Source organism: Halodesulfovibrio sp. (assembly GCF_015482765.1).
GTDB lineage: Bacteria > Desulfobacterota > Desulfovibrionia > Desulfovibrionales > Desulfovibrionaceae > Halodesulfovibrio.
On sequence record NZ_JADMLB010000021.1, the window covers coordinates 61,965 to 82,144 of the forward strand.

General features: G+C 44.1%; 26 protein-coding genes. 10 read left to right on the forward strand and 16 right to left on the reverse strand.

Features of this window, described 5'->3' with window-relative positions; translation table 11 throughout:
• Positions 1-13: 13 nt before the first annotated feature.
• From thyX to creA, 8 genes are all read right to left on the reverse strand, one after another.
• Positions 14-736, reverse strand: a complete 723-nt coding sequence (thyX, locus tag QZY95_RS03795; RefSeq protein WP_290919511.1) for an FAD-dependent thymidylate synthase — start codon at positions 734-736, stop codon at positions 14-16.
• Positions 737-771: 35 nt separating this feature from the next.
• Positions 772-1,740, reverse strand: coding sequence for a Holliday junction branch migration DNA helicase RuvB (gene ruvB / locus QZY95_RS03800; protein ID WP_290919513.1), 969 nt, complete (start codon positions 1,738-1,740; stop codon positions 772-774).
• A 2-nt stretch (positions 1,741-1,742) separates the two neighbouring features.
• Complete coding sequence (ruvA, locus tag QZY95_RS03805; RefSeq protein WP_290919515.1) at positions 1,743-2,345, reverse strand: Holliday junction branch migration protein RuvA; 603 nt, start codon at positions 2,343-2,345, stop codon at positions 1,743-1,745.
• Positions 2,346-2,659: 314 nt separating this feature from the next.
• Positions 2,660-3,151, reverse strand: a complete 492-nt coding sequence (gene ruvC, locus QZY95_RS03810) for a crossover junction endodeoxyribonuclease RuvC (RefSeq protein ID WP_290919518.1) — start codon at positions 3,149-3,151, stop codon at positions 2,660-2,662.
• Positions 3,152-3,341: 190 nt separating this feature from the next.
• Positions 3,342-4,091 (reverse strand): YebC/PmpR family DNA-binding transcriptional regulator, encoded by a 750-nt coding sequence (locus tag QZY95_RS03815; protein ID WP_290919520.1) that lies wholly within the window; start codon positions 4,089-4,091, stop codon positions 3,342-3,344.
• A gap of 114 nt (positions 4,092-4,205) precedes the next feature.
• A complete protein-coding gene (locus tag QZY95_RS03820; protein WP_290919522.1) occupies positions 4,206-4,817 on the reverse strand; it encodes an RlmE family RNA methyltransferase in 612 nt (203 codons plus the stop codon).
• A 214-nt stretch (positions 4,818-5,031) separates the two neighbouring features.
• Entirely contained in the window at positions 5,032-5,571 is a 540-nt protein-coding gene (locus QZY95_RS03825) for a 3'-5' exonuclease (protein WP_290919524.1), read from the reverse strand.
• 1 nt (position 5,572) lies between these two features.
• Positions 5,573-6,049, reverse strand: coding sequence for a protein CreA (gene creA / locus QZY95_RS03830; protein WP_290919526.1), 477 nt, complete (start codon positions 6,047-6,049; stop codon positions 5,573-5,575).
• Positions 6,050-6,262: 213 nt separating this feature from the next.
• Here creA and QZY95_RS03835 point away from each other — a divergent pair, with 213 nt between their 5' ends.
• A complete protein-coding gene (locus tag QZY95_RS03835) occupies positions 6,263-6,754 on the forward strand; it encodes a universal stress protein (protein ID WP_290919528.1) in 492 nt (163 codons plus the stop codon).
• 23 nt (positions 6,755-6,777) lie between these two features.
• On the forward strand, positions 6,778-7,290 hold the full coding sequence (locus tag QZY95_RS03840) for a universal stress protein (RefSeq protein WP_290919530.1): 513 nt from the start codon (positions 6,778-6,780) through the stop codon (positions 7,288-7,290).
• Positions 7,291-7,357: 67 nt separating this feature from the next.
• On the opposite strand, the gene QZY95_RS03845 is transcribed toward QZY95_RS03840, so the two are convergent.
• The 4 genes from QZY95_RS03845 to QZY95_RS03860 all read right to left on the reverse strand — a co-directional run bounded on the left by QZY95_RS03845 (position 7,358) and on the right by QZY95_RS03860 (position 10,184).
• Complete coding sequence (locus QZY95_RS03845; RefSeq protein WP_290919532.1) at positions 7,358-7,696, reverse strand: tRNA-binding protein; 339 nt, start codon at positions 7,694-7,696, stop codon at positions 7,358-7,360.
• Positions 7,697-7,804: 108 nt separating this feature from the next.
• The gene (locus QZY95_RS03850) at positions 7,805-8,710 is read right to left on the reverse strand and encodes an AraC family transcriptional regulator (protein WP_290919534.1); all 906 of its coding nucleotides are present in this window, start codon (positions 8,708-8,710) and stop codon (positions 7,805-7,807) included.
• A gap of 19 nt (positions 8,711-8,729) precedes the next feature.
• The gene (locus QZY95_RS03855) at positions 8,730-9,749 is read right to left on the reverse strand and encodes a glyceraldehyde 3-phosphate dehydrogenase NAD-binding domain-containing protein (protein WP_290919536.1); all 1,020 of its coding nucleotides are present in this window, start codon (positions 9,747-9,749) and stop codon (positions 8,730-8,732) included.
• A 63-nt stretch (positions 9,750-9,812) separates the two neighbouring features.
• Positions 9,813-10,184, reverse strand: a complete 372-nt coding sequence (locus QZY95_RS03860; RefSeq protein WP_290919538.1) for a hypothetical protein — start codon at positions 10,182-10,184, stop codon at positions 9,813-9,815.
• A gap of 677 nt (positions 10,185-10,861) precedes the next feature.
• Here QZY95_RS03860 and QZY95_RS03865 point away from each other — a divergent pair.
• Positions 10,862-11,761 (forward strand): LysR family transcriptional regulator, encoded by a 900-nt coding sequence (locus tag QZY95_RS03865; RefSeq protein ID WP_290919540.1) that lies wholly within the window; start codon positions 10,862-10,864, stop codon positions 11,759-11,761.
• 75 nt (positions 11,762-11,836) lie between these two features.
• On the forward strand, positions 11,837-12,208 hold the full coding sequence (locus QZY95_RS03870) for a hypothetical protein (RefSeq protein ID WP_290919542.1): 372 nt from the start codon (positions 11,837-11,839) through the stop codon (positions 12,206-12,208).
• 36 nt (positions 12,209-12,244) lie between these two features.
• On the opposite strand, the gene QZY95_RS03875 is transcribed toward QZY95_RS03870, so the two are convergent.
• On the reverse strand, positions 12,245-12,748 hold the full coding sequence (locus QZY95_RS03875; RefSeq protein ID WP_290919544.1) for a universal stress protein: 504 nt from the start codon (positions 12,746-12,748) through the stop codon (positions 12,245-12,247).
• A 165-nt stretch (positions 12,749-12,913) separates the two neighbouring features.
• Here QZY95_RS03875 and QZY95_RS03880 point away from each other — a divergent pair, with 165 nt between their 5' ends.
• Positions 12,914-13,552, forward strand: a complete 639-nt coding sequence (locus QZY95_RS03880; RefSeq protein ID WP_290919546.1) for a nitroreductase family protein — start codon at positions 12,914-12,916, stop codon at positions 13,550-13,552.
• 42 nt (positions 13,553-13,594) lie between these two features.
• Here QZY95_RS03880 and metF read toward each other — a convergent pair whose 3' ends face one another.
• On the reverse strand, positions 13,595-14,467 hold the full coding sequence (gene metF / locus QZY95_RS03885; protein WP_290919548.1) for a methylenetetrahydrofolate reductase [NAD(P)H]: 873 nt from the start codon (positions 14,465-14,467) through the stop codon (positions 13,595-13,597).
• A 194-nt stretch (positions 14,468-14,661) separates the two neighbouring features.
• Between metF and QZY95_RS03890 the strand changes: the two genes are divergently transcribed.
• The 3 genes from QZY95_RS03890 to QZY95_RS03900 all read left to right on the forward strand — a co-directional run bounded on the left by QZY95_RS03890 (position 14,662) and on the right by QZY95_RS03900 (position 16,215).
• Positions 14,662-14,916, forward strand: coding sequence for a hypothetical protein (locus tag QZY95_RS03890; RefSeq protein ID WP_290919550.1), 255 nt, complete (start codon positions 14,662-14,664; stop codon positions 14,914-14,916).
• A gap of 147 nt (positions 14,917-15,063) precedes the next feature.
• A complete protein-coding gene (locus tag QZY95_RS03895; protein WP_290919552.1) occupies positions 15,064-15,795 on the forward strand; it encodes a phosphodiester glycosidase family protein in 732 nt (243 codons plus the stop codon).
• A gap of 123 nt (positions 15,796-15,918) precedes the next feature.
• On the forward strand, positions 15,919-16,215 hold the full coding sequence (locus QZY95_RS03900) for a zinc ribbon domain-containing protein (protein WP_290919555.1): 297 nt from the start codon (positions 15,919-15,921) through the stop codon (positions 16,213-16,215).
• A gap of 41 nt (positions 16,216-16,256) precedes the next feature.
• Here QZY95_RS03900 and QZY95_RS03905 read toward each other — a convergent pair whose 3' ends face one another.
• Together QZY95_RS03905 and QZY95_RS03910 are read right to left on the reverse strand one after the other, a co-directional pair.
• On the reverse strand, positions 16,257-17,204 hold the full coding sequence (locus QZY95_RS03905) for a cation diffusion facilitator family transporter (protein WP_290919557.1): 948 nt from the start codon (positions 17,202-17,204) through the stop codon (positions 16,257-16,259).
• A 26-nt stretch (positions 17,205-17,230) separates the two neighbouring features.
• Positions 17,231-18,070 (reverse strand): ThiF family adenylyltransferase, encoded by an 840-nt coding sequence (locus QZY95_RS03910; RefSeq protein WP_290919559.1) that lies wholly within the window; start codon positions 18,068-18,070, stop codon positions 17,231-17,233.
• Positions 18,071-18,341: 271 nt separating this feature from the next.
• Here QZY95_RS03910 and QZY95_RS03915 point away from each other — a divergent pair, with 271 nt between their 5' ends.
• Positions 18,342-18,800: a MarR family transcriptional regulator gene (locus QZY95_RS03915; protein WP_290919561.1), complete on the forward strand. Its 459-nt coding sequence runs from the start codon at positions 18,342-18,344 to the stop codon at positions 18,798-18,800.
• A gap of 45 nt (positions 18,801-18,845) precedes the next feature.
• Positions 18,846-19,865: a methyltransferase gene (locus tag QZY95_RS03920; RefSeq protein ID WP_290919563.1), complete on the forward strand. Its 1,020-nt coding sequence runs from the start codon at positions 18,846-18,848 to the stop codon at positions 19,863-19,865.
• Positions 19,866-20,180 lie beyond the last annotated feature (315 nt).

Below are 20,180 nucleotides of genomic sequence, written 5' to 3' on the forward strand. Positions count from 1 at the left end.
GACACCCAATTAGTTATGGCAACGGGTAACGACCGCAGGTGAACTTCTCCCCTTCAGGGCAGTACTTCAACTTCTCGCAGCGAGCACCTGCGTCATCAAAAACACATGGTAACTCTCTTTGACAAATTTTAAGCATCTGATTGGCCAACTCTCTGATTTCCCACTGAGCACGAGTACAACAGCGATGTTCAAAAAAGTTAATAAGGCTTCGACAGTTCATTGTTACTACAATCTTTGATTCTGTAGCTTGCGGTAACACAAAACGGGCATCTTCTTTTGCTTTTTCTCCGCGCCCGTTCTCTTCAAGAATCTTTTTCAATTCCTGATAAGCATCGCCCACTTCATCTAAGAACTTTTCAAAACGTTCTTTTGCTTCCGGAATTTTGGCAAACGCAGGCGGTAAAATGTAGTCAAAATCACTACCGTCTACATAACGCTGACTCTGCTGTGAAAAAGAAGCAATACGATGACGAACAAGCTGATGCGTCAAGGCACGAGAAACACCTTCGATCGCAAAGGTAAAAGAAACATGCTCAATCGGGCTGGCATGACCGGACTCCATAACTTTACGGATAAAAGCGGCCTGCTTTTCTTCGGAAATATCCCCATCTACAAGCTTGGTGTGCATGTCGCCCACGAAGCCTGCATGGTAGCACTGTCTGAACGCTGCATAAATAACTGCCATCGGATCTGGAGTTGAGGCAACAAGTTCTACCCTGCATTTTTTCTGAGGCATATTTCCTCCTTAGCTATGAGTTATATCGGCACGACCTATGCCAAAAAATTCAAATGACGGTACGCTTTAGCCGTGGCTACACGGCCTCTGTGTGTCCGTTTTATAAACCCGCATTGAATAAGATACGGTTCATATATATCTTCAATGGTCTTCACATCTTCAGAACAGGCCACTGCCAGCGTTTTTGCTCCGACAGGCCCACCGCCATAATGTTCAATAAGAACACTCAGCAGCTTTCTGTCCATCTGATCCAGCCCGCTTTCGTCAACATCCATCATTTTAAGAGCACTGCCTGCCAAATCAGCATCAACAGTTCTGCCCCCCTGTACGGTGGCAAAGTCGCGAACGCGACGCAGAAGTCTGTTGGCAATACGAGGCGTCCCACGGGAACGACGGCCTATTTCCAAGGCGCCATCCGGTGCTATATCTACGCCGAGAATGCGTGCAGTACGGGTTACAATAGTAGCGAGCTCTTGCGGGGTGTAAAATTCCAAACGGCAGATTACACCAAAGCGGTCACGCAGCGGTGAAGACAGTAAACCGATGCGGGTTGTGGCTCCTACCAGAGTGAAGGGTTCCAAGTCAATCTTTACAGTACGAGCACCCGGCCCCTGACCGATAACAAGATCAAGCTTGAAATCTTCCATTGCCGGATACAGCACTTCTTCAACGCTGATCGGCATACGGTGGATTTCATCCACAAATAAAATATCGTTACGTCCAAGGTTCGTTAAAATCGCCGCTAAATCACCGCTTCTCTCAAGAACAGGGCCAGAAGTGGAAACTATATTCACTCCCAACTCTTCAGCCATAATCTGCGACAAGGTTGTCTTACCAAGCCCCGGGTTACCGTAAAACATCGTATGGTCCATAGCTTGACCACGAGTTTTAGCAGCTTCAATATAAATTTTTAAATTCTGGCGCAGCTCTTCCTGACCAATAAAGTCATCAAGAGACGAAGGACGTACAGACTCGTCCATGCAGATATTCTGATCAGTCTCCATGCTTATCCCTTTGCAAGAGCTTTAAGCGCACTGCGAAGAGCACTGCCTACATCAAGATCCGGCTCATTTTTCAAAATAGTTTTAAGCAGCGGTGCCGCCTCGTCCTCGCCGTATCCGAGGTTAGCAAGACCATCAAGAGCATCTCGATATACGCTCGTGGTCGGAGCATCATCTTTACCGGATACAACAGGCATTTCGTCAACTTTAAGCTTGTACTTAAGTTCTAGGAAAATGTGCTGTGCACCCTTTTTGCCAATACCGGAAACCTGAGTCAGGGCATTCACATCTTCTTCAAAAACAATACGTCGCAAGTCATCCGGACGAAATACAGAAAGGATACCCAGAGCTGTCTTCCCGCCCACTTTTGAAATAGAAATAAGCGTGGTGTACATCTGGCGTTCGTCCCAAGACTCAAACCCATACAGCTCTAACGCGTCTTCGCGCACAACAGTATAGGCAAACACAGCAATGTCCCCACCCTTGGCAGGAACACGGTTCATAGTATGAGCCGGCAGTCGAACTTCGTACCCGACGCCACCTTCGGTGACGATAATGACACTCTGCTCCGTGGTCTCAGCAATTTTACCTTCGAGATATGCGATCATAATATATGCTTTGAAGAAAATTTTTATGTGAATTGAACCACCAAGCGTACAACAACGTGCTGTCACAAGCGGCTATCAACGTTCTATTACCCAAGACGGAGCAATAAATAAAGCGCGTTTTACATTTGTTACCAACAGGTTTTCGCCCATCACCAAGCTGTCAGTACAGGAAGCTTACATTTATCCAGCAGATCGAGATATCAGACCATACCGGATGCGATGAAACCCGTGGAAAATCGTTAAACACGTTATATCTCAGTCACCTAATACCACAGAAAACCTATGATGGCACGTTGTTAAAATCTAGAAACGTCTTAAAGGTATTTGGCATACCTACTGGTGTTAAGATGGCACACGGCAGCGGCAAGAGCATCTGAGGTATCAAGCGCCCAATCAGGCTTTTTTACCCCTAAAATTTGCGCAACCATAAATGCCACTTGTTCTTTAGCAGCACGTCCACCGCCGACGATGGTCTGTTTGATCTTGGTTGGTTCATAACTGAAGACTTCAACATCATTTGCAGCACAGGCAGCAAGCGCCACACCTCTCGCCTGCCCGAGTTTCAGAGCAGATGCCGGATTCTTAGCAGTAAACACGTTTTCTACCGCCGCAACAGATGGTTTATGCAGTTGTACAATGGCGTTCAGTTCTTTGAATATAAGCCCCATACGACGGGCAAAGTCTTTATCCGTGGCACGAATCGCACCGCAGTCAATGAGCTTTGCCACTCCGGAAACCTCTTCAATAACACCCCACCCCATCACACGGGAACCAGGGTCAATGCCAAGTACTCGTTTAACAGTCAAAACTTACTCCACTGTTGGTAAAATGATACATTCCAAATAGTCACTATGAGGTCTTCATATCATTTCGTCTACTGTCGAATAGTGCAACGCAAAATTAGAACATGCCAACAAAAAAAGAGAGAGCCTTACACTCTCTCTTTTTCACTTTCTTTTTGTCCATCAGGAAATGCCTGAAGAACAGAAGCGGAACTTATTCAGCGTTAAGTTCTGCCATAACTTCGTCAGAAACGTCCATGTTGGTAAATACGTTCTGAACATCATCGTTTTCTTCAAGAAGATCGATGAGGCGAAGCATTTTTTTAGCACCTTCAGCGTCAAGCTCAATGGTGTTCTGAGGAATTTTTGCCATTTCAGCAGATTCAATAGCAATACCGGCTTCTTCAAAAGCAGTACGAACTGCTTCCATGTCAGTCGGCTCACAACGGATATCCCAATCTTCTGTTTCTTCAATGATGTCCTCTGCGCCAGCTTCAAGACCGATATCCATTACCTGTTCTTCGGAAACAGCATCTTTCTTGATGATGATCTGACCTTTGTTGTCGAACATCCATGCAACAGAACCAGCTTCGCCCATGTTACCGTTACCTTTGTTCAAGGTGTGGCGCATTTCAGCAACGATGCGGTTTTTGTTATCAGAAGCAACTTCAATCAGGATAGCAACGCCACCAGGACCGTACCCTTCATAGGTGATCTCGTGGATATCACCACCAGCGAGTTCGCCGGTACCTTTTTTAATTGCGTTTTCAATTTTATCTTTAGGCAGGTTTACTGCTTTAGCAGCAGCAATAGCGGAGCGAAGACGCGGGTTGTTAGCAATATCACCACTTACTTTTGCTGCAATGATGATCTCTTTTGCTGCGCGGGTAAACTGCTTAGAACGAACAGCGTCCTGACGACCCTTACGGTGCTTAATGTTAGCCCATTTACTATGTCCAGCCATGATTCCTCCTTACGTCGTTGCAGTATACGCACTGCAACTGGAACAATAAAAATAAAGTCACCCGCAACCATTTCGGGTGCTAAATATCAAAGGGAAGCCGATTCAGAGTCGGAATTAATATTCGTATTCGAATTTCTTTCCGTTAAACCCGAGACCGACGTAAAAAATTTCCTTACTTTCATCGCGTGAGCTTTTCGGCTTAAAGGACTTCACGCTTTTGAAATACTTACGCATAGCAGTTGCGTAACCTTGTACATCAGGTCCCATAAATATTTTTACAACAAAGCTGCCGCCCGGTTTCAAGCAGTAGCAGGCAACATTAAGTGCTTCGTAACAAAGCTCTGCTGAGCGAGCCTGATCTGTAAACTTATGCCCTGTTGTTTTCGGTGCCATATCGCTGATCACAACATCGAACGGCATAATTTCAGCAAGAACATCTTCAAACTCCTGAGAACGTTCGAAAACATCTTCCTGCATAAACCGCACGTTCGGCGGGAATTCTGTTTCAGTTGTCTGAAGGTCTGCGCCGATAACCAGCCCGTCTGCACCGACTTTTTCAGCAGCGCCAAGAGACCACGAACCTGGAGCAGCGCCCAGATCGAGCACCTTCATGCCTTTGGAAAAGATTGCAAAACGCTTATCAATTTCCTTCAGCTTATATACTGATCGTGCAGGATAATTATCTTTTTTAGCCTGCATGAAGTAATGATCACGATATTTTTTCATAATAAAACCTGTGCATTTGTACAGTAAAGCGCAGTCAACGCCAAGCGGCGAATACAAAACGCCGCAGTAAAGGACAGTGCTGTCATGCTATCACGGGAATGCATATACAGCACTACATTGTCAGCTGCGCATGGTCACACCGATAAAATATTTCAGTGCGACAAAGAATCCGCATTGGATGTAAAGGGAAAGTGAGATTTCTGCAAGTTTATCGCTACAGCATATTCGGAGCAGCAAACTGCGGCTGTAGTTTAAGCCCCTCAATAGCGATGCGGGCACATGCTTCTGCGTCTGATCCTGCATGGTGATGGTTGAGAGAAATACCAAGATGTCCGGAAACAGTATTTAACTTATGGTTCTCCAGATTAGGCCACACCTGACGAGCAAGCTTTACTGTGCATAAAAAACGCTCTGTTACCGCAGGCATCCCTGCTGCTGCAAGACAAGCGGAGAGAACTGAGCGGTCAAATGAAGCATTATGGGCTGCAACAAAATCTACACCGCGGAACAATGGAGTGAACTCAGGCCAAATTTCAGAAAAAACCGGCTCATTCTCAACATCTTTCCAGTGAATGTTATGTACACGAACACAAAACGGGCTGAACTTACTTCGCGGTGGCTGAACCAGACGGTACAGGCTATCCACGATCTCACCATCTTCAACGCGAACAACAGCAACTGCACAAGCGCTGTCACGCTTTGCATCAGCTGTTTCAAAATCTATCGCTGCAAATGTTCCTTTGTATTCTGACATATTACTTACCCCAAGGGAGTACAGGAACGGTAGAAATAGAGTTCTTAGGAGAACCCTCTACAACCCGATCGCTATAAGAAAGATAGACAAGCACGTTTCTCTTCGGATCATAAAAACGGACAACCTGCATTGTTTTAAACAACAACGAGGTGCGTTTCTTAAAGACAGCTTCGCCATCTTCTTTACCCGCTCTTACACGTGCAGGAATGGTAATCGGCCCAATCTGTACACAATCGACAGAAGCATCTGAAGTATCTTCGGCAAGACCTAATGATCCGCTTACTCCGCCTTTTTTCGCACGGCTCAAGTAACAGGTGACACCATCAATATCAGGATCATCAAAAGCTTCGATAACTACCTTGTCGTTAGCCCCGAGAATTTTAAACACAGTGCTTACAGAACCAATTTCTTCTGCAACAGCAACAGACGTCATACTCAGCACAAGTGCCATACTCAGTGCCAGTGTACGTAATTTCATACCTTCTCCTCTCCAAATTAATACAAGAGAGAGATTCAACCGTAAAAACGGCATTTTTGCAAGCTTTGCCCTCTTTCGAGAAAGGTTTGACCGTATCATTGGAGTTTTTCTGCGTTGAGGTACACTAACAAGTATCTAACTTCGGTGGATCTCCTGCCCTCGTGCAGGTGTATTCAATATATATCGCAAGAATAACCCAATAAGGAGAGTGCCATGCTCCCGGAAATACATAAAATTCTTCTTGCCACAGACCTTTCTGACGATGCCGGAGTAGCACTGCGCTACGCTATCAGCCTGTCAGAAAAGTATGACGCTGAGCTCATTTTATTACACGTGCTCCCCAACATGGTGGATCAGGTGTACTTGAACTCAGGGTTTGACTTTGCCGCCGTATATGATGATAAAACAATTAAGGTACTTTTGGAGGCAGGTGCAGAAAAAGCAAAAGAAACTGTTCGTAAAATTATGCAGGATCAATGCGACGAAATGACAGAAGGCAGAGCACAATGTGCTCATATTAAGGTTACTCCTGTCATAGCCTCCGGCAGTGCCGTGAAGAAAATTGTAGAGCACGCACGAGATTGCGACCTCGTGGTTATGGGAACCAAAGGGCACAGCAAAATTGGCGGCATTCTTGTAGGCAGCGTAGCACAAGGTGTTATAGCCAAAAGCCCGACGCCGGTTCTTATTGTCCGTTCAGCATAACCTTCAGATCACCGGAGATTGCCATGCTGCCTCAAATTCATAAAATTCTGTACGCAACCGACCTTTCTGAACCAGCAAAACATGCTCTCGGATACGCCTTGTCCCTTGCTGGACAATACAAGGCTGAACTTATGCTTCTTCATGTTATTCCAGACTGGGCTCGAAACGTCACTCTTGCTTCAGGGCTAGATTTTGCCACTATTTACAATGAAGACACTTGGCTGAAAATCAAGGACGATGTGTTACGCGACAGTATGAAGCATGCAAAAGAACGCATTGAGTCTGCCTACCTGCATTACAAGCACGAGTTGGAAGATGGTGGCGTTACAACCAGCGTCCATGTTCAAACCGGACACCCTGTCAGCACCATACTTCAGTTTGCTTCAGCAGCAGATCTGGTTGTAATGGGAACCTATGGCCACTCTCGTCTGGGAAATCTGTTTGCAGGCAGTGTTGCACAAGGTGTTATTGCTAAAAGCCCTGTTCCTGTTCTGGTTGTTCCACTGGAAAAAGACGGAACCTCCAGCCCGTTATAATTCGTCATTAAAAAGGGTACCGCAACAGCGGTACCCTTTTCTTTTTACTTTGTGCAGGTGAGGTAAGTTAACAGAGCTTAGCGCCCAGTGGTACATCGCTATCAACACCGCATAGAACAATCTCGCCCTCTTTATCTGCAAAGCCCGTAACAAGACATTCAGACATAATCGGGCCAATCTGCTTTTTAGGAAAATTCACAACTGCTACAACCAATCGACCCACTAATTCTTCCGGCGTATAGTGTGCAGTAATCTGAGCACTTGATTTACGCTGTCCAATTTCGTCACCAAAATCTATATGCATTATATAGGCAGGTTTTCGTGCTTCTTTGAAAACTTCTGCTGAAAGAATTTTTCCTACACGCAACTCTACTTTTTCAAAATCACTCCAGCTGATTGTCTCCATGCTCTCACCTCTTTTTATCGTCCTATACTACTCTGTGGTATGATCAAAAAACCGTATGAAGACATTACAAAAACTGAATAGCAAAATCTTGAACAAAACTGACATGTATTAAAAAAGCAATCTCTGACGTCGATACTGCCCTGGCGTAACACCGTAGCGCTTCTTAAACTGACGCGTCAGATGACTCTGATCCGCAAGCCCTACCATAGGAGCAATCTGGGAAAAGGGTACATCGGCATCTATACATTGACGGGCCTTCTCCAGCCTCAACTGCGTTAAGTATGCATGAGGCGTCATTCCTTTTTGAAAACGGAAAAGTCGAATTAAATGATAGCTGCTGCAGCTAAACTGCTCTGCAAGATCTTCAAGCTGAATTTGATGCTCCAAATGCGCATGGAAAAAATCCACTGCTGCCTTTATGCGCCAATCACAACCATCACGAACCGGCTTCAGCTCTCGCCCGCCACATTCTGCAAACAATGTTGAAAACGCTTCAAGTACAAGCTCATCAGAGTGAAAGATATCCTGCTCACCAAGCAGGTACTCATGAAGTATAGTGAGTTTTTTCCATAACGAACCATTCTCCACCACTCGATTCCCTAATGGGGCAATGTATTCTTTTTCATAAATATGAAGGTACTGCTTTTGAAAAAATGCTTCGGTGCAATAAAAACTTCGTAAGTGGCTGGCGCTCTCGTGACATGAAGAGTTCGCATGGGGCACTTCCGGTTCAATAAGGCTCACCTCGCCCTTATCCAAAATTCTTTTTCCGCCACTAACCGTGTATTTCTCACCGGTTTCAGAATTCAGCCATAAAACATATGCATCATGCAAATGTTCACGAAAATGATGACCTCCTGAACAGGAAAGAATCTCAAGCCCTTCATATCTTGATGGTGGATACACAATATTCATAGGGCATATCCTAATCAATTCCGACAAGAAGAGGCAAGGCGCTTCCTTTGTCCGTTTATCCAAAAAAAAATCTGCCCTTCCGGACAGATTTTTTTTCACACAAATTCTCTTCTAAAACTTAACCAGCCGAAGAAATTTCGTTTTTAAGTGCTTGTTCCTCACGAACCATTCCAGCAACTTTTTCAGTTAACCGTAAAAGTTGATTAGAGAAACTGGCTTCATTATCATACCAAGCCACCAATTTCAGCAATGTTCCGTTTTGAAGCGCAGTGAGCTGCCCATCAACAACAGAACCAAAAGTGGAGCCGTTGAAGTCACAGGAAACAAGCGGTTCATCGGTGTATCCCAGATGCTCGTTCGCTGCTTCACGCAATACGCTATTTACCTCTTCAACTGTGGTCGACTTTTCAAGCTCGAAAACACAGTCGATCATCGCCACACTCAGTGTAGGAACACGGTAGGCAATGCCCTGCAATCGTCCTTTCATGTCTGGAATAACCTCTGCGACAGTTTCTGTGGTTCCCACAGGTGTCGGAAGCATATTCATATGACACGCACGGGCGCGACGAAGATCAGGGTAATCATCATCCAGCAGCTTCTGACGTTGCGTTACCGGATGGATAGTTGTCATGTAGCCACGTTTTACACCAAACTTTTTGTGCAGCGGGTGCAACGGAAGCGCAAGACAGTTAGTAGTACATGAGGCGTTAGAAATAATATGGTGGTCAGAACGCAAATCCTGATCATTAACACCCATCACAACCGTAACATCCGCCTCAGGTGCAGGACAGGCAACAATTACCTTTTTTGCACCGCAAGCCATATGTTGCTGACAATGTTCGCGGGCTGCAAAACAGCCTGCCGCTTCTATAACGATATCACACTCACTCCAGTCCCACTTGCTACATTCTTTTTGTGTAACAGAAACAAAGGAGTCCTTTAACATAAAGCCGCCTTCAACGCTTTTGGCGTCCATAAAGCGACCATGTACTGAGTCATACCGTAACAGATGCGTCGCATCTTCAGCGGACATGAGATCATTAACCGTTACAAGGCGCAAATTCTCATGTCCGGAGAGTAGGCGGGTCAGATATCGGCCGATTCGACCGAATCCATTAATCCCAATAGTTACAGACATCTCTCCCCCAGCTGAAAAACACAACATGCCGAACGAACGGGAACCGTCCGGCAACCGAAAGCTCTAGGCTTCCCAGATTTCAATACTTTCATCAGAAATTTCTAAATCTTCTATGAAAGCACTTGCGAAACCCTCTTCACCTTCGGGTACGATGACGACAAACTGAATATCGTGACCATCTGCAAAATCAGCAAAAGCCTTAAAACGCTGAGAGGTTTCCGGCACAGCAAAAAAATCTTTGGTAACTACGTCAAAAATAAACTTAACGTTTTTTCTGTTTGTTGCCTGAAGCTCCGGCATAAAACCGTTAACTTCTTCCGGTTCATCAAAACCCTCAAACCCGTAAGTTCGAACATCTTTATAGCCGGAATCCAGCAAGGCTTCCAATGCAGTTTCTACTAATTCATCACGCAGTTGTAACACGTCATCATGCATGTTTTTCTATGACCTTATAATATATAGTAAAAGATATATCTCTGCGGCACGCCAGGCATGCAGCACAGAGCCAGTAATTTCAGCATACACTCGTACTGCATAGCTAATCCCAACTGCTTGGTCAGTCAAGGCGAATACTCGCAGTGAAAGCGGTTTCCCACCGTATTTTAGCTAGTTATTTCTACAATTATTTCTATACGTTTCTATTCCGTTACCCAGTAGTAATTGTAACATCAGCATAATTTGAAGAAGCTTGAGTATAAAACATATTAACAGCACGGCTCTTATATTTTATATTACCCAGCTTTATTATCTTCATAAGTTTTTTTTGATTGCACTATGAAAAAAACGGCGTAGAGTGGCCTCTGCCGCCTCTGTTGTCTTATGAAAAAGACAATCGCTGTTTCTGATGTCCTGCTCACCATTATCATCTAACGACACAACAGCCAGATACGGCAATAAAATTTATGCGTAATCCCTCTGCAGTACTGCTTGCTGCAGAGGGATTATTAATTCTTTCACGCAAAAGACCGCCGAACACCACTAAGACGGTTGTCTTTTTTCCTATTAGCGAAAGTACTCAAAAGAGAGTACTTACTCGTTTTTATGGAATAATTTGCAGATATTTTGACTATCATACCAATTCCTCGTATTCTTGGACTAGGTATGGAGGACTCATGAACTTTCGACAGCTAGAACTATTTCTTTCCCTTGCCAAAACGCCAAACATTTCTGTTGTGGCGAAAGAGCATTTTCTTACTCAGTCTGCCGTTTCTGTAGCCATTAAAGGCCTTGAACAGGAACTAGGAGTTCAGCTTTTTGATCGCCTGAACCGCAGGCTGAGCTTGAACTCTAATGGTAGACTGCTGTTGCAGAACCTTGAACCGGTTATGGAGAATTTCCATAACGTCCTTCACTCGTTTGAAGGAGACCTGCTCACCGGTATTCTGAAAGTAGGAGCCTCGTCGACGATTGCCGACTATATCCTTCCTCAAATTTTATTCGAAGTTTCAGACTCGTATAAACAGGTAACCATTGAAACAGTATTTTCCAACCCGCAGGTTATTATCAGCAAGGTTGAAAATGGCGATGTTGATCTCGGTTTGGTCGAGAAAGAAATTCCGAACAAAATGCTTATCTATACCCGCCTGTGTGAAGATGACCTCATCATCGTTTCGACAGACGAAAAACTGGCAAAAAACGGCCCATACGATATCGAAGAACTTCTCGATAAAAAGTGGATTATTCGCGAGTCAGGTGCTGGTGTCCGTGATGCTTTGGAAGATTACATGGGCCCGCTTATGAGCAAACTCAATGTAGTTCTCGAGCTTGACCACACAGAATCCATTAAGCGTATTCTCCACAACCCGAACACGATCTCATGCATGTCGCCGTTTGCCATCCAGCGAGAACTTGATAACGGTGAAGTATTCCCTATTGAAATCAAGGGGCCTCCTATCAGTCGCTACTTCTACTCTGTTACACACAAAGTAAAGTATCGTACTCGGTTACTTGATAAGTTTGAAAAAGCCGTTACCTCGTACCTTGATACTGATAAACTGCTCTACAGGAACTAATACCGCCTGCTTGCAAACTGTACCGTTCACACGTAGAGTTTTTATCCACATGATTCTTCAAAGAGGATAAGCGCAATGTCATGGAATGAACTGGCTCTCATAGTAGGACAAGACTGGATGTTGTTCGGCCTTGCTTTCATCCTGCTATTTATGTTTGTACGACGTGCCCTGCGTGTCGGCGGCTTTCTGGGCGTTACCGGTGTTATTACTACGGCAATTCTTCTTGCCATGCTCACCTGGGTACAATGGAACAAGTATCAGGTCGGCAACTCTATTGTGCAGATTGTCTCCACAGACAATCCGACATTTCAAATTTTAACACCGGATAAAGAACCAATTTTTGCTCCTATTGTCGTTACTATTGATAATGTCCGGTACATTACAGACGGCAAAGACGAAAATGCAAAGAAATATTTACCATGGCACGTAATTGCCATGCCTAAATAAGTACAAAAAAAAAGCCCACCATCAGGTGGGCTTTTTTTATCGGCAGAGCATCCAGATGACGCACTTTCGTGCTCCTTGCAAAATATGCTGAGAAACACTGCCGAACAAATACGCATCACTTCTGGTCATTCCACGGCGACCAATAACAAGTGTGCTGAAATTCCCCTGTTTTAATTCTTTCAAAATTGTTTTTGCTATAAGCCTCTTACGTTCTGCATCTTCCAGCGGCTCATCCCGTTCATCAAGCGTGATAAATTTATTTTTTACGCAGTTTGGATCAAGATCCGAATGCTTCATTTCTTCCACAACTGCTTCATGCAATACCTTTTGTTTTTCATGAATTTTAGCACATTCATCTTTCCACGCACTCGTACTTGCAAAAAGGGAACAAGCAGGAAGTTGCTCAACCGTTAATAAAAGGATTGTGTATTTTCCATTACACTTATCCGCAATAAGCCCCATAAGTTCGCGGCAATACTTCAACGCGTCACGGGCGCTCTGGCTGGCATCATACGCCACAAGAATTCGCAGTTCTTTCACTGTACATCTCCTTTCAGCAATATAACGAAGAACGTATTCAGGAAAAGTGTATCTCTCCCGTAAGGTTCTTTGCATGATAACTATTGTGTTATACTATTCCTACTAGCTCATCCAAACCATAGTACAACTCACCATTCGACACACAGTCCAACACAGGAGTATCTTATGGAAAAAGAATTCAAACAAATTCTACAAAACAGGCGGGCGATTAATTTTTTTAATCCGGAACGGGATGTGCCGGAACAGCTTTTACGGGAGCTGGTAGAAGAGGCAACACACTCCCCTTCCAGCTTTAACCTTCAGCCGTGGAATATGCTTGTTCTGCGGGATAAAGAAGAAAAAATGCGCCTTCAAAAGCTGGCAATGAATCAGCCGAAGGTTAGTGAAGCGCCTGTTACCTTGATTATTCTTGCCGACACAAAAGCATGGCATAAAGAAAACGATGCATTACACATCGTTCTTAATCATAAGTTACAGGACGGAGAACTAAAGGAAGAGCAAAAAGACTGGTTCTTTGGCGTATGCGAACGTCTTTATGGAAAGTCTCGTGATTCAGAACTGGCTTTTGCTGTTAAAAATACGGCGTTTTTTGCAATGTCTCTTATGTACGCAGCAACAGCAAAAGGTTTACAGACACATCCAATGGACGGGTTTGATCACGACGGTGTGAAAAAAGAGTTTAATATTCCGGAAAATTACTGGGTGCCACTCCTCATGTCAGTTGGATACCATGCTGACAATGCCGAGATACTCCCTGTTAAGAAAAGAAAGTCATACGACGAGCTTGTTCTCACATTTCCTTAAAAAATAACGCGGCGGGCGCATTACGCGTCCGCCGCAGAAATATTACAGCTTCACTCTGTCTGCCAACTCCAGACACATATCTGCTTTATTAAGCGTGTACAGGTGGATACCCGGTGCACCGCCATCAATAAGCTGACGAATCTGATTTACAGCAAACTTAAGTCCGGCTTCTTTTACTGCTTCGTCTCCGCCCTTTGCGTTAGCTTCTTCCAAAGAAAGGTACAGTTGTCCCGGAATGTTCGCACCGCACAGGCTCAAAATTCGGCGAATTGAGCCAAGGGACTGGATAGGAAGAATGCCCGGAATAACTGGCTTGTTAATGCCGTTACTACGCAGACGAGAAACAAAATCAAAATATTCACGCACATCAAAAAAGAGCTGAGTCACAACAAAGTCACTGCCTGCATCAATTTTAATACGAGTGTAATGCAAGTCATCAGCAAACGTTGGTGATTCCGGATGCGCAGCAGGATAGCCAGCCACAGAAACACCAAAATCTGGATGCTCGTTACTTACAAGTTCAACAAGGTCAGATGCATATCTGAACTGCTGATCAGTCCAGCTGAATTTTTCATCTGCAGGACAATCACCACGCAGTGCCAGCACGTTGTGTACGTCTGCTTCACGCAGCTTATTAATAAACCCGTTAATTTTTTCCTTAGAAGCACCAACACACGTTAAGTGTGCCATCGGCTCAATCCCGGCGTCGTGCTTCATTCGTGAAGTAATTTCGAGGGTATTATCTTGTGTGGAACCACCTGCACCATAGGTAACAGATGCAAATAACGGATTAAGCGCCTTTAAACGATCTACTGTTTTAAAGAATGAATCCCACTGCTTTCTTTCCTTTGGCGGAAAGAATTCCAGTGAATAAAAAGGCTTACTTTGACTCTGAATGGCATCAATAATTTTCACAAAACTACCCTCAACATTTCAATTTAAACAACCCAGTATCACTATTTGTTCATGTGATGACTCCTTATATATCAAGAGAACTTGATATGTCAATATGTAAATATAGTCATTTAGTTTCAAGTAGACAGACGCTTCTGTGAGGCGTATTAACCATAGAAGAAAAATGGAATTTACATAAAGGAGCACTATTTCTTATGTATGCTTGGCAAATTATCTATCTGGTAGCGGTTGCAGCCCTTGCAGGATACGTTCTGCTTCGTTCCCCTGAAGGAACCTTGGGAAAAGTTATGAACTTTATCCTCAACTGGCTTGCTCCATATACCTCTATTACTATCGCATTTGTCGCAATTTTCCAGCAAGGATTCTTACCTGCCTTGCCTTTTTTTGCTCTTGCAGCAATCTGTTTCATCACGTTTCTTAAACGTGGCACCAATGCAAGTGTCGAGTAGTTAACCTTCCGGCTTCTTTGCCGGGCAACCGGTCAAACATACTTGTTAATGATTAATTTCCGCCGCATAGTATGCACCATAGCAACGTGCCTTTTACTTTTTTGCAGCGCTGTTCTCCCTGTTCAAGCAGAGGTTTGCTGGACAACTGTGGCCAAAGGTCTGGACTTGGCTGAAATTCCTATTAATGCCAACCGCAGTTCTTCAGGAAAAATTACGGCTCTGCGAATATCTCCCGCTGACTATGAATTTCTGCTGCTCATGCGCTCCAAGGAAGGTGACTCTTTTACACCGGAGCAATGGGCAGCACGCTATCATCTCACCGCCCTTATCAACGCATCCATGTATCTTCCGGACAACTCTAAAAGCACTGGATACATGAGGGATAAACAACATACGAACAATGGTTTTATCCACAACAGTTTCGGCTCGTTCTTTGTTGCCAACCCTATGCGTAAAGGACTTCCCGTCGTTGATATTATAGACAGGCACCAAAAAGAGCACAAAAAATTGCTCCCAAGCTATGCTACTGTTATCCAAAATTACCGCTTATTCTCAGAATCCCGCACACCGTTGTGGCCTGAAAAAGCCAGTGAAACATCCATTGCAGCTGTAGCAAAAGACGTAGATGGCAACATCGTCTTCATCCACTGCCGGACGCCAATGACGGTTCGTAAATTTACCGACCGCCTGCTGGAATCCGCTCTTAATCTTGAATCAGCCATGTATGTTGAAGGTGGCCCTGAGGCGAGTATGTTTTTAAAAACTTCCAAACTATCACGCACATGGGCAGGAAGATATATTGGAGATTTTTGGAATACAGAGAACAAGCAATGGGTACTTCCAAACGTTCTTGGAATCCGCGCTAAGTCCAAAAGCTAGCTACTTGATTTTGCGCTCATGCCTTGATAGTTTTCGTCATAGCCAGCTGTGCTGGCATTACCGTTCAAATACACGCAGCCATATGCTGTGATTAAAAGACTTATACATGTTAGGAGAGCGCTCATGCCTCTTTATGATTTTGAGTGTCAAAAATGCAAAGAAGTATTCGAAGAGATTGCTTCTTCTGATTGCACTTCCGGTGAAACCTGTCCTGCTTGCGGCAGCACAGATACCATCCGTATGGTATGTGCACCGAGCCCTATTCCGGGCAGCGGAGTAAATCGTCTTCCAAGCACACTGATGCGCGGCGGTGGAGCTAAATTTGAAAAAGTTCCAATGCCTAAAAAACCAATTCCTCAATCAAAACCTAACTGCCCTTCCGGCGGCTGTGGCGGCTGTCCAGGAAGTTCAAGTAACTAGCAATAAAAAAAGCCGGAGCATCTGCTCCGGCTTTTTTTATTTTAAAATATAGATCGCCCACGCCTGCGTATTCTACGCTGCTGATTATATCGTTCTTTGGTCATATACGGGTCAACATGGACTAGTGCGTCTGCAACATCATAGTCGCTTTCAAGCAGTAACGTTTCAACCTTGTCTGCGATGGAATGTCCTTCCTCAACGGAGATAGAACCATCAACAGAAATATGCAGATCAACACAGACTGCCACGCCCTGATATCGCGTACGAAGTTTATGTACATCCTTTACACCTTCCACGGAAGCGGCAAGTGCTTTCAGGTCTTCTACAACGTCTTCTGATGCCCCTTTATCAACAAGTACATTGACCGCGGGCATGGTAACTTCCCATGCGGCATGAATGATAAAGAAGGCTACAATAATTGAACCAACAAGGTCGACCCAATAAAGCTCTGGAAAAATAAGCGCAACAAGCACTGAAACAGCAGCTGGAATAGAGCTCAATGCATCACTACGATGATGCCATGCATTAGCCACGACTGATGGAGCTTTATGTAGCCTTCCATAAAATGCTGTCCACCGGTATAGAACTTCTTTAACAACAATTGATGCTAATGCTGCCCATAATGCAACAGATTTAGCGTGACGCACATGTTGATCAGTATAGGCCACAGAGGCATCTACAACAATCCCGATAGCAACCGCAGCAAGCAACAAGCCTATACCGGCAGTCAACAGTGTTTCATAACGTTGATGACCGTAAGGGTGCGCATCATCAGGTGGTGCAGTCCACATACGCACACCAATAAGCAATGACACATCGGTCAACAAGTCAGAAAGGCTGTGAATACCATCCGCAGTAACAGCTCTGGAATTCCCTAAAATACCAGCGACTATCTTAAGTACTGCTAGAAGGACGTTTACAATAAGTCCTACCCACGTGACTTTTGAGACGGCTGCAATTTGCTCCGCCCTTTTGGCTTCATCAATCATGTATCATCCTGTAAGAGCAACAGCTGTTACAACGTTACATTCTCAAAATTCATATCCATCAAATCGTAAAAGAGAAAAGACTCACTTGGCTTATTCCAGCAAAGAGTCTTAATCACCTCATTTACCTGTAAAGACGCTGCCATTGCAACTGCCGGTGCCGGAGTTCCTAAAACATCTTCTGCTGCTCCCCCAGTACCGAGTAGCTCTGCAGGACCTGTTTTACCGGGCATAACTGTTCCCACGTACCCACTGAGACCTGCCACAGCCGCTGTTACAAGAGGCACACTGCAAACCGAAGCAGCATGTTGCAAATCCAAACGATTATCCAGTCCACCAAGACAATCAACTACGATGTCCACATGTTTCGCATAATCGATCAACGCGTCTCCGCGTAGGAAGTGGTCGACGCTGATAAAATTAACCGTTGGGTTTACTGTACGCAAACGACGTTCAGTTCGTTTTGCCTTCTTTTCACCCAAAAAATCCATTGTTGCATTTAGCTGACGATTTAAATTTGTTGGTTCAAAAAAGTCACCGTCTGCACCAACGATTGTACCAACACCAAGCCGCGCCAATTGTTCTGTAACATGGCCGCCCAATCCGCCGAGCCCAACAACAAACACCTTAGAGTTAAGGAGCTTATATTGATTCTGCATAGAAAGTAATGAGAAATTTCGTACATAACGCTCCGGCAAAATCTCCTGCTCTAACGCCGCCTTTTCAATATCAATAAAAGGAGTTCCCTCAGCTTTTGAAAAAGCCTCTACCGCCCTAACTGTCAAAACAGAAACTTTGTTTCCGTCCGGCAAAGTCAAAGATTCACTCGCATCCTTAATAGCATGAGCTAACACAACGTTGGTATTCATATACAATGCACTCCCTCTGTTTACATAACCATATCAATACACTGTCGGCAAGATAGTACATACGTATTTCTTAGTTAAAATATGCAAATCGCAACACAAAAGACTACATACCAAGCATACTGCAAACAATGGCCACACTTTTTGTACGTTATACAGTATTAGTAAACTGCGTGTATTGAAAAGTAGCATCATTTTCAGTGCAGAATGCAACTACACATGACGCTATCAAAAATGTTTCGACATAAATGAGTTTAGCAGCTAAACTCTTTTTATGAGAACATTTGAAGAAATGACACCAGTGCTTAGAGAATTTTCTCGAGCTATGTCGAAATACGCTATACTTGATCGCAAAGCTTTTGATTTTGGGATTGGAATAAAATTATTCCCCGCTGAAATTCATATGCTTACAGCTATTGAACAAAAAAACGGTATTGGGGTCACGGAACTTGCTGAAGAGTTCAGAATTACTAAAGGTGCGGTTTCGCAGCTGGTCGCTAAGTTAGCCAAGAAAGAGCTTGTCCTTAAAACAACAAACCCAGAACATGGCTCCCGTGTCTTAATCAAAGTAACAGATCTTGGGCGCACAGCCTGCCAACACCATGTAGAGTTCCATAAAAAACACGACAAAGAGTTTTTTGAATATCTGGGTCAGCTTGATGAAAACTCATATGAAATAATCAGAAAAATGGGACAACAAATGAACTTATGGATGGATAATTATCTAAAGTAATTTTTTTACGAAAAGTGTTTAGCTGCTAAACACATTGGAGGTCATATGAATATTGCGAACCCGAGTACTAGCTTTCAGCCAATACACAATTTATTAATGGGATCGATTGCTGCAAAAGCATTCTACAGCGCCGTTGAGCTAGAATTATTCAATCATCTTCAAGAAAGAAGTCTTACTGTTGACACTCTGGCAAATGAACTTTCTGTAATACCAGACCGTTTAGAACCTGTCTTGGATCTTCTTACTGCTTCAAAACTTCTTACGCGCAATGATGGTACATACACCAATACAAGCCTTGCGAATGAATTCCTCACCTCAACCTCTCCTTGTTACCAAGGAAAAAGCATTGCTCTTACTATGGGCTTTTGTAGGTCCGTAGAAAATTCAATTTCAGACCTGCTTACGGGTAAAAAGCTCGATAGAAGCAAAACAGATAAAGGATGGGCTACTGAGCGAACAATGGAGGGAACTGCACAGGAAGCTATTGGAGACGGCCTTTGTGAAGTAGTTAACTATATTTCCGCACTTCCAAACTTTTCCAACGCAAGGTCTATGTGCGACATAGGAGGCAATCACGGGCTATATACAATGGGAGTTCTTTCACAAAATCCAGCCCTCTCTGGAACGATATACGACCTACCACATGTTGTTAACCATACGCAAAAACGATGCAATGAAGCAGGATTTGAAGACCGGATCACAGCATGCGAATTAGATTTTCGAACAGATCCACTCCCCGCTAATGAATATGACATTATCCTGATGTCACATGCACTCTATGCTTTTAAGGATCATTTGCCTGAAACCATTACAAAGGTTGCAAATGGACTTAAAAAAGGAGGGTGGTTTGTTTCACACCACAACGCAGGACGGCAAGAAGCAAGTTACGAAATAGAAAAATCTGCACTGGAACTCATCACTCGGTTGTCTGGATACACATCGCATTTCATAGAAAAAGAAGAGCTTATTGGCTTGCTGAAAGAAAATGGCTTCCACAACTTTCGGACACATAAAACTTCAAATTCAGCGCTTGGATTGCTGCTTGTTGCTCAAAAGAAAACCTAAAAAACGTCAGCAATCTAACACGAAAATGAAAAAACGAAGACATTGAGAATAGCGATAAGAATAAAGAAAGACTCCCCCACAAGCCGGTTGGCTAACAGGACAGCAAAAAAGACAGCAGGAAATGAATAGAAAAGAGACAGCCAATAGAACAGGCTTCGGAGAGAACTGGTAACGTCTTGATTAGATATAGAAACGAAGAAAGCCCGTTAGCTTTGTAGCTAACGGGCTTTCGAAATAAATCTTGGCAGCGACCTACTTTCCCACAGGCTCCCCTGCAGTATCATCGGCGATGGTCGGCTTAACTTCCGAGTTCGG

What these genes read in the sequence shown, in the direction of transcription:
- thyX (WP_290919511.1), bottom strand. Translation starts at nt 736, where the DNA reads ATGCCTCAGAAAAAATGCAGGGTAGAACTTGTTGCCTCAACTCCAGAT.
- ruvB (WP_290919513.1), bottom strand. Translation starts at nt 1,740, where the DNA reads ATGGAGACTGATCAGAATATCTGCATGGACGAGTCTGTACGTCCTTCG.
- ruvA (WP_290919515.1), bottom strand. Translation starts at nt 2,345, where the DNA reads ATGATCGCATATCTCGAAGGTAAAATTGCTGAGACCACGGAGCAGAGT.
- QZY95_RS03815 (WP_290919520.1), bottom strand. Translation starts at nt 4,091, where the DNA reads ATGGCTGGACATAGTAAATGGGCTAACATTAAGCACCGTAAGGGTCGT.
- QZY95_RS03820 (WP_290919522.1), bottom strand. Translation starts at nt 4,817, where the DNA reads ATGAAAAAATATCGTGATCATTACTTCATGCAGGCTAAAAAAGATAAT.
- QZY95_RS03825 (WP_290919524.1), bottom strand. Translation starts at nt 5,571, where the DNA reads ATGTCAGAATACAAAGGAACATTTGCAGCGATAGATTTTGAAACAGCT.
- creA (WP_290919526.1), bottom strand. Translation starts at nt 6,049, where the DNA reads ATGAAATTACGTACACTGGCACTGAGTATGGCACTTGTGCTGAGTATG.
- QZY95_RS03835 (WP_290919528.1), top strand. Translation starts at nt 6,263, where the DNA reads ATGCTCCCGGAAATACATAAAATTCTTCTTGCCACAGACCTTTCTGAC.
- QZY95_RS03840 (WP_290919530.1), top strand. Translation starts at nt 6,778, where the DNA reads ATGCTGCCTCAAATTCATAAAATTCTGTACGCAACCGACCTTTCTGAA.
- QZY95_RS03845 (WP_290919532.1), bottom strand. Translation starts at nt 7,696, where the DNA reads ATGGAGACAATCAGCTGGAGTGATTTTGAAAAAGTAGAGTTGCGTGTA.
- QZY95_RS03855 (WP_290919536.1), bottom strand. Translation starts at nt 9,749, where the DNA reads ATGTCTGTAACTATTGGGATTAATGGATTCGGTCGAATCGGCCGATAT.
- QZY95_RS03860 (WP_290919538.1), bottom strand. Translation starts at nt 10,184, where the DNA reads ATGCATGATGACGTGTTACAACTGCGTGATGAATTAGTAGAAACTGCA.
- QZY95_RS03865 (WP_290919540.1), top strand. Translation starts at nt 10,862, where the DNA reads ATGAACTTTCGACAGCTAGAACTATTTCTTTCCCTTGCCAAAACGCCA.
- QZY95_RS03870 (WP_290919542.1), top strand. Translation starts at nt 11,837, where the DNA reads ATGTCATGGAATGAACTGGCTCTCATAGTAGGACAAGACTGGATGTTG.
- QZY95_RS03880 (WP_290919546.1), top strand. Translation starts at nt 12,914, where the DNA reads ATGGAAAAAGAATTCAAACAAATTCTACAAAACAGGCGGGCGATTAAT.
- QZY95_RS03890 (WP_290919550.1), top strand. Translation starts at nt 14,662, where the DNA reads ATGTATGCTTGGCAAATTATCTATCTGGTAGCGGTTGCAGCCCTTGCA.
- QZY95_RS03900 (WP_290919555.1), top strand. Translation starts at nt 15,919, where the DNA reads ATGCCTCTTTATGATTTTGAGTGTCAAAAATGCAAAGAAGTATTCGAA.
- QZY95_RS03905 (WP_290919557.1), bottom strand. Translation starts at nt 17,204, where the DNA reads ATGATTGATGAAGCCAAAAGGGCGGAGCAAATTGCAGCCGTCTCAAAA.
- QZY95_RS03910 (WP_290919559.1), bottom strand. Translation starts at nt 18,070, where the DNA reads ATGAATACCAACGTTGTGTTAGCTCATGCTATTAAGGATGCGAGTGAA.
- QZY95_RS03915 (WP_290919561.1), top strand. Translation starts at nt 18,342, where the DNA reads ATGAGAACATTTGAAGAAATGACACCAGTGCTTAGAGAATTTTCTCGA.
- QZY95_RS03920 (WP_290919563.1), top strand. Translation starts at nt 18,846, where the DNA reads ATGAATATTGCGAACCCGAGTACTAGCTTTCAGCCAATACACAATTTA.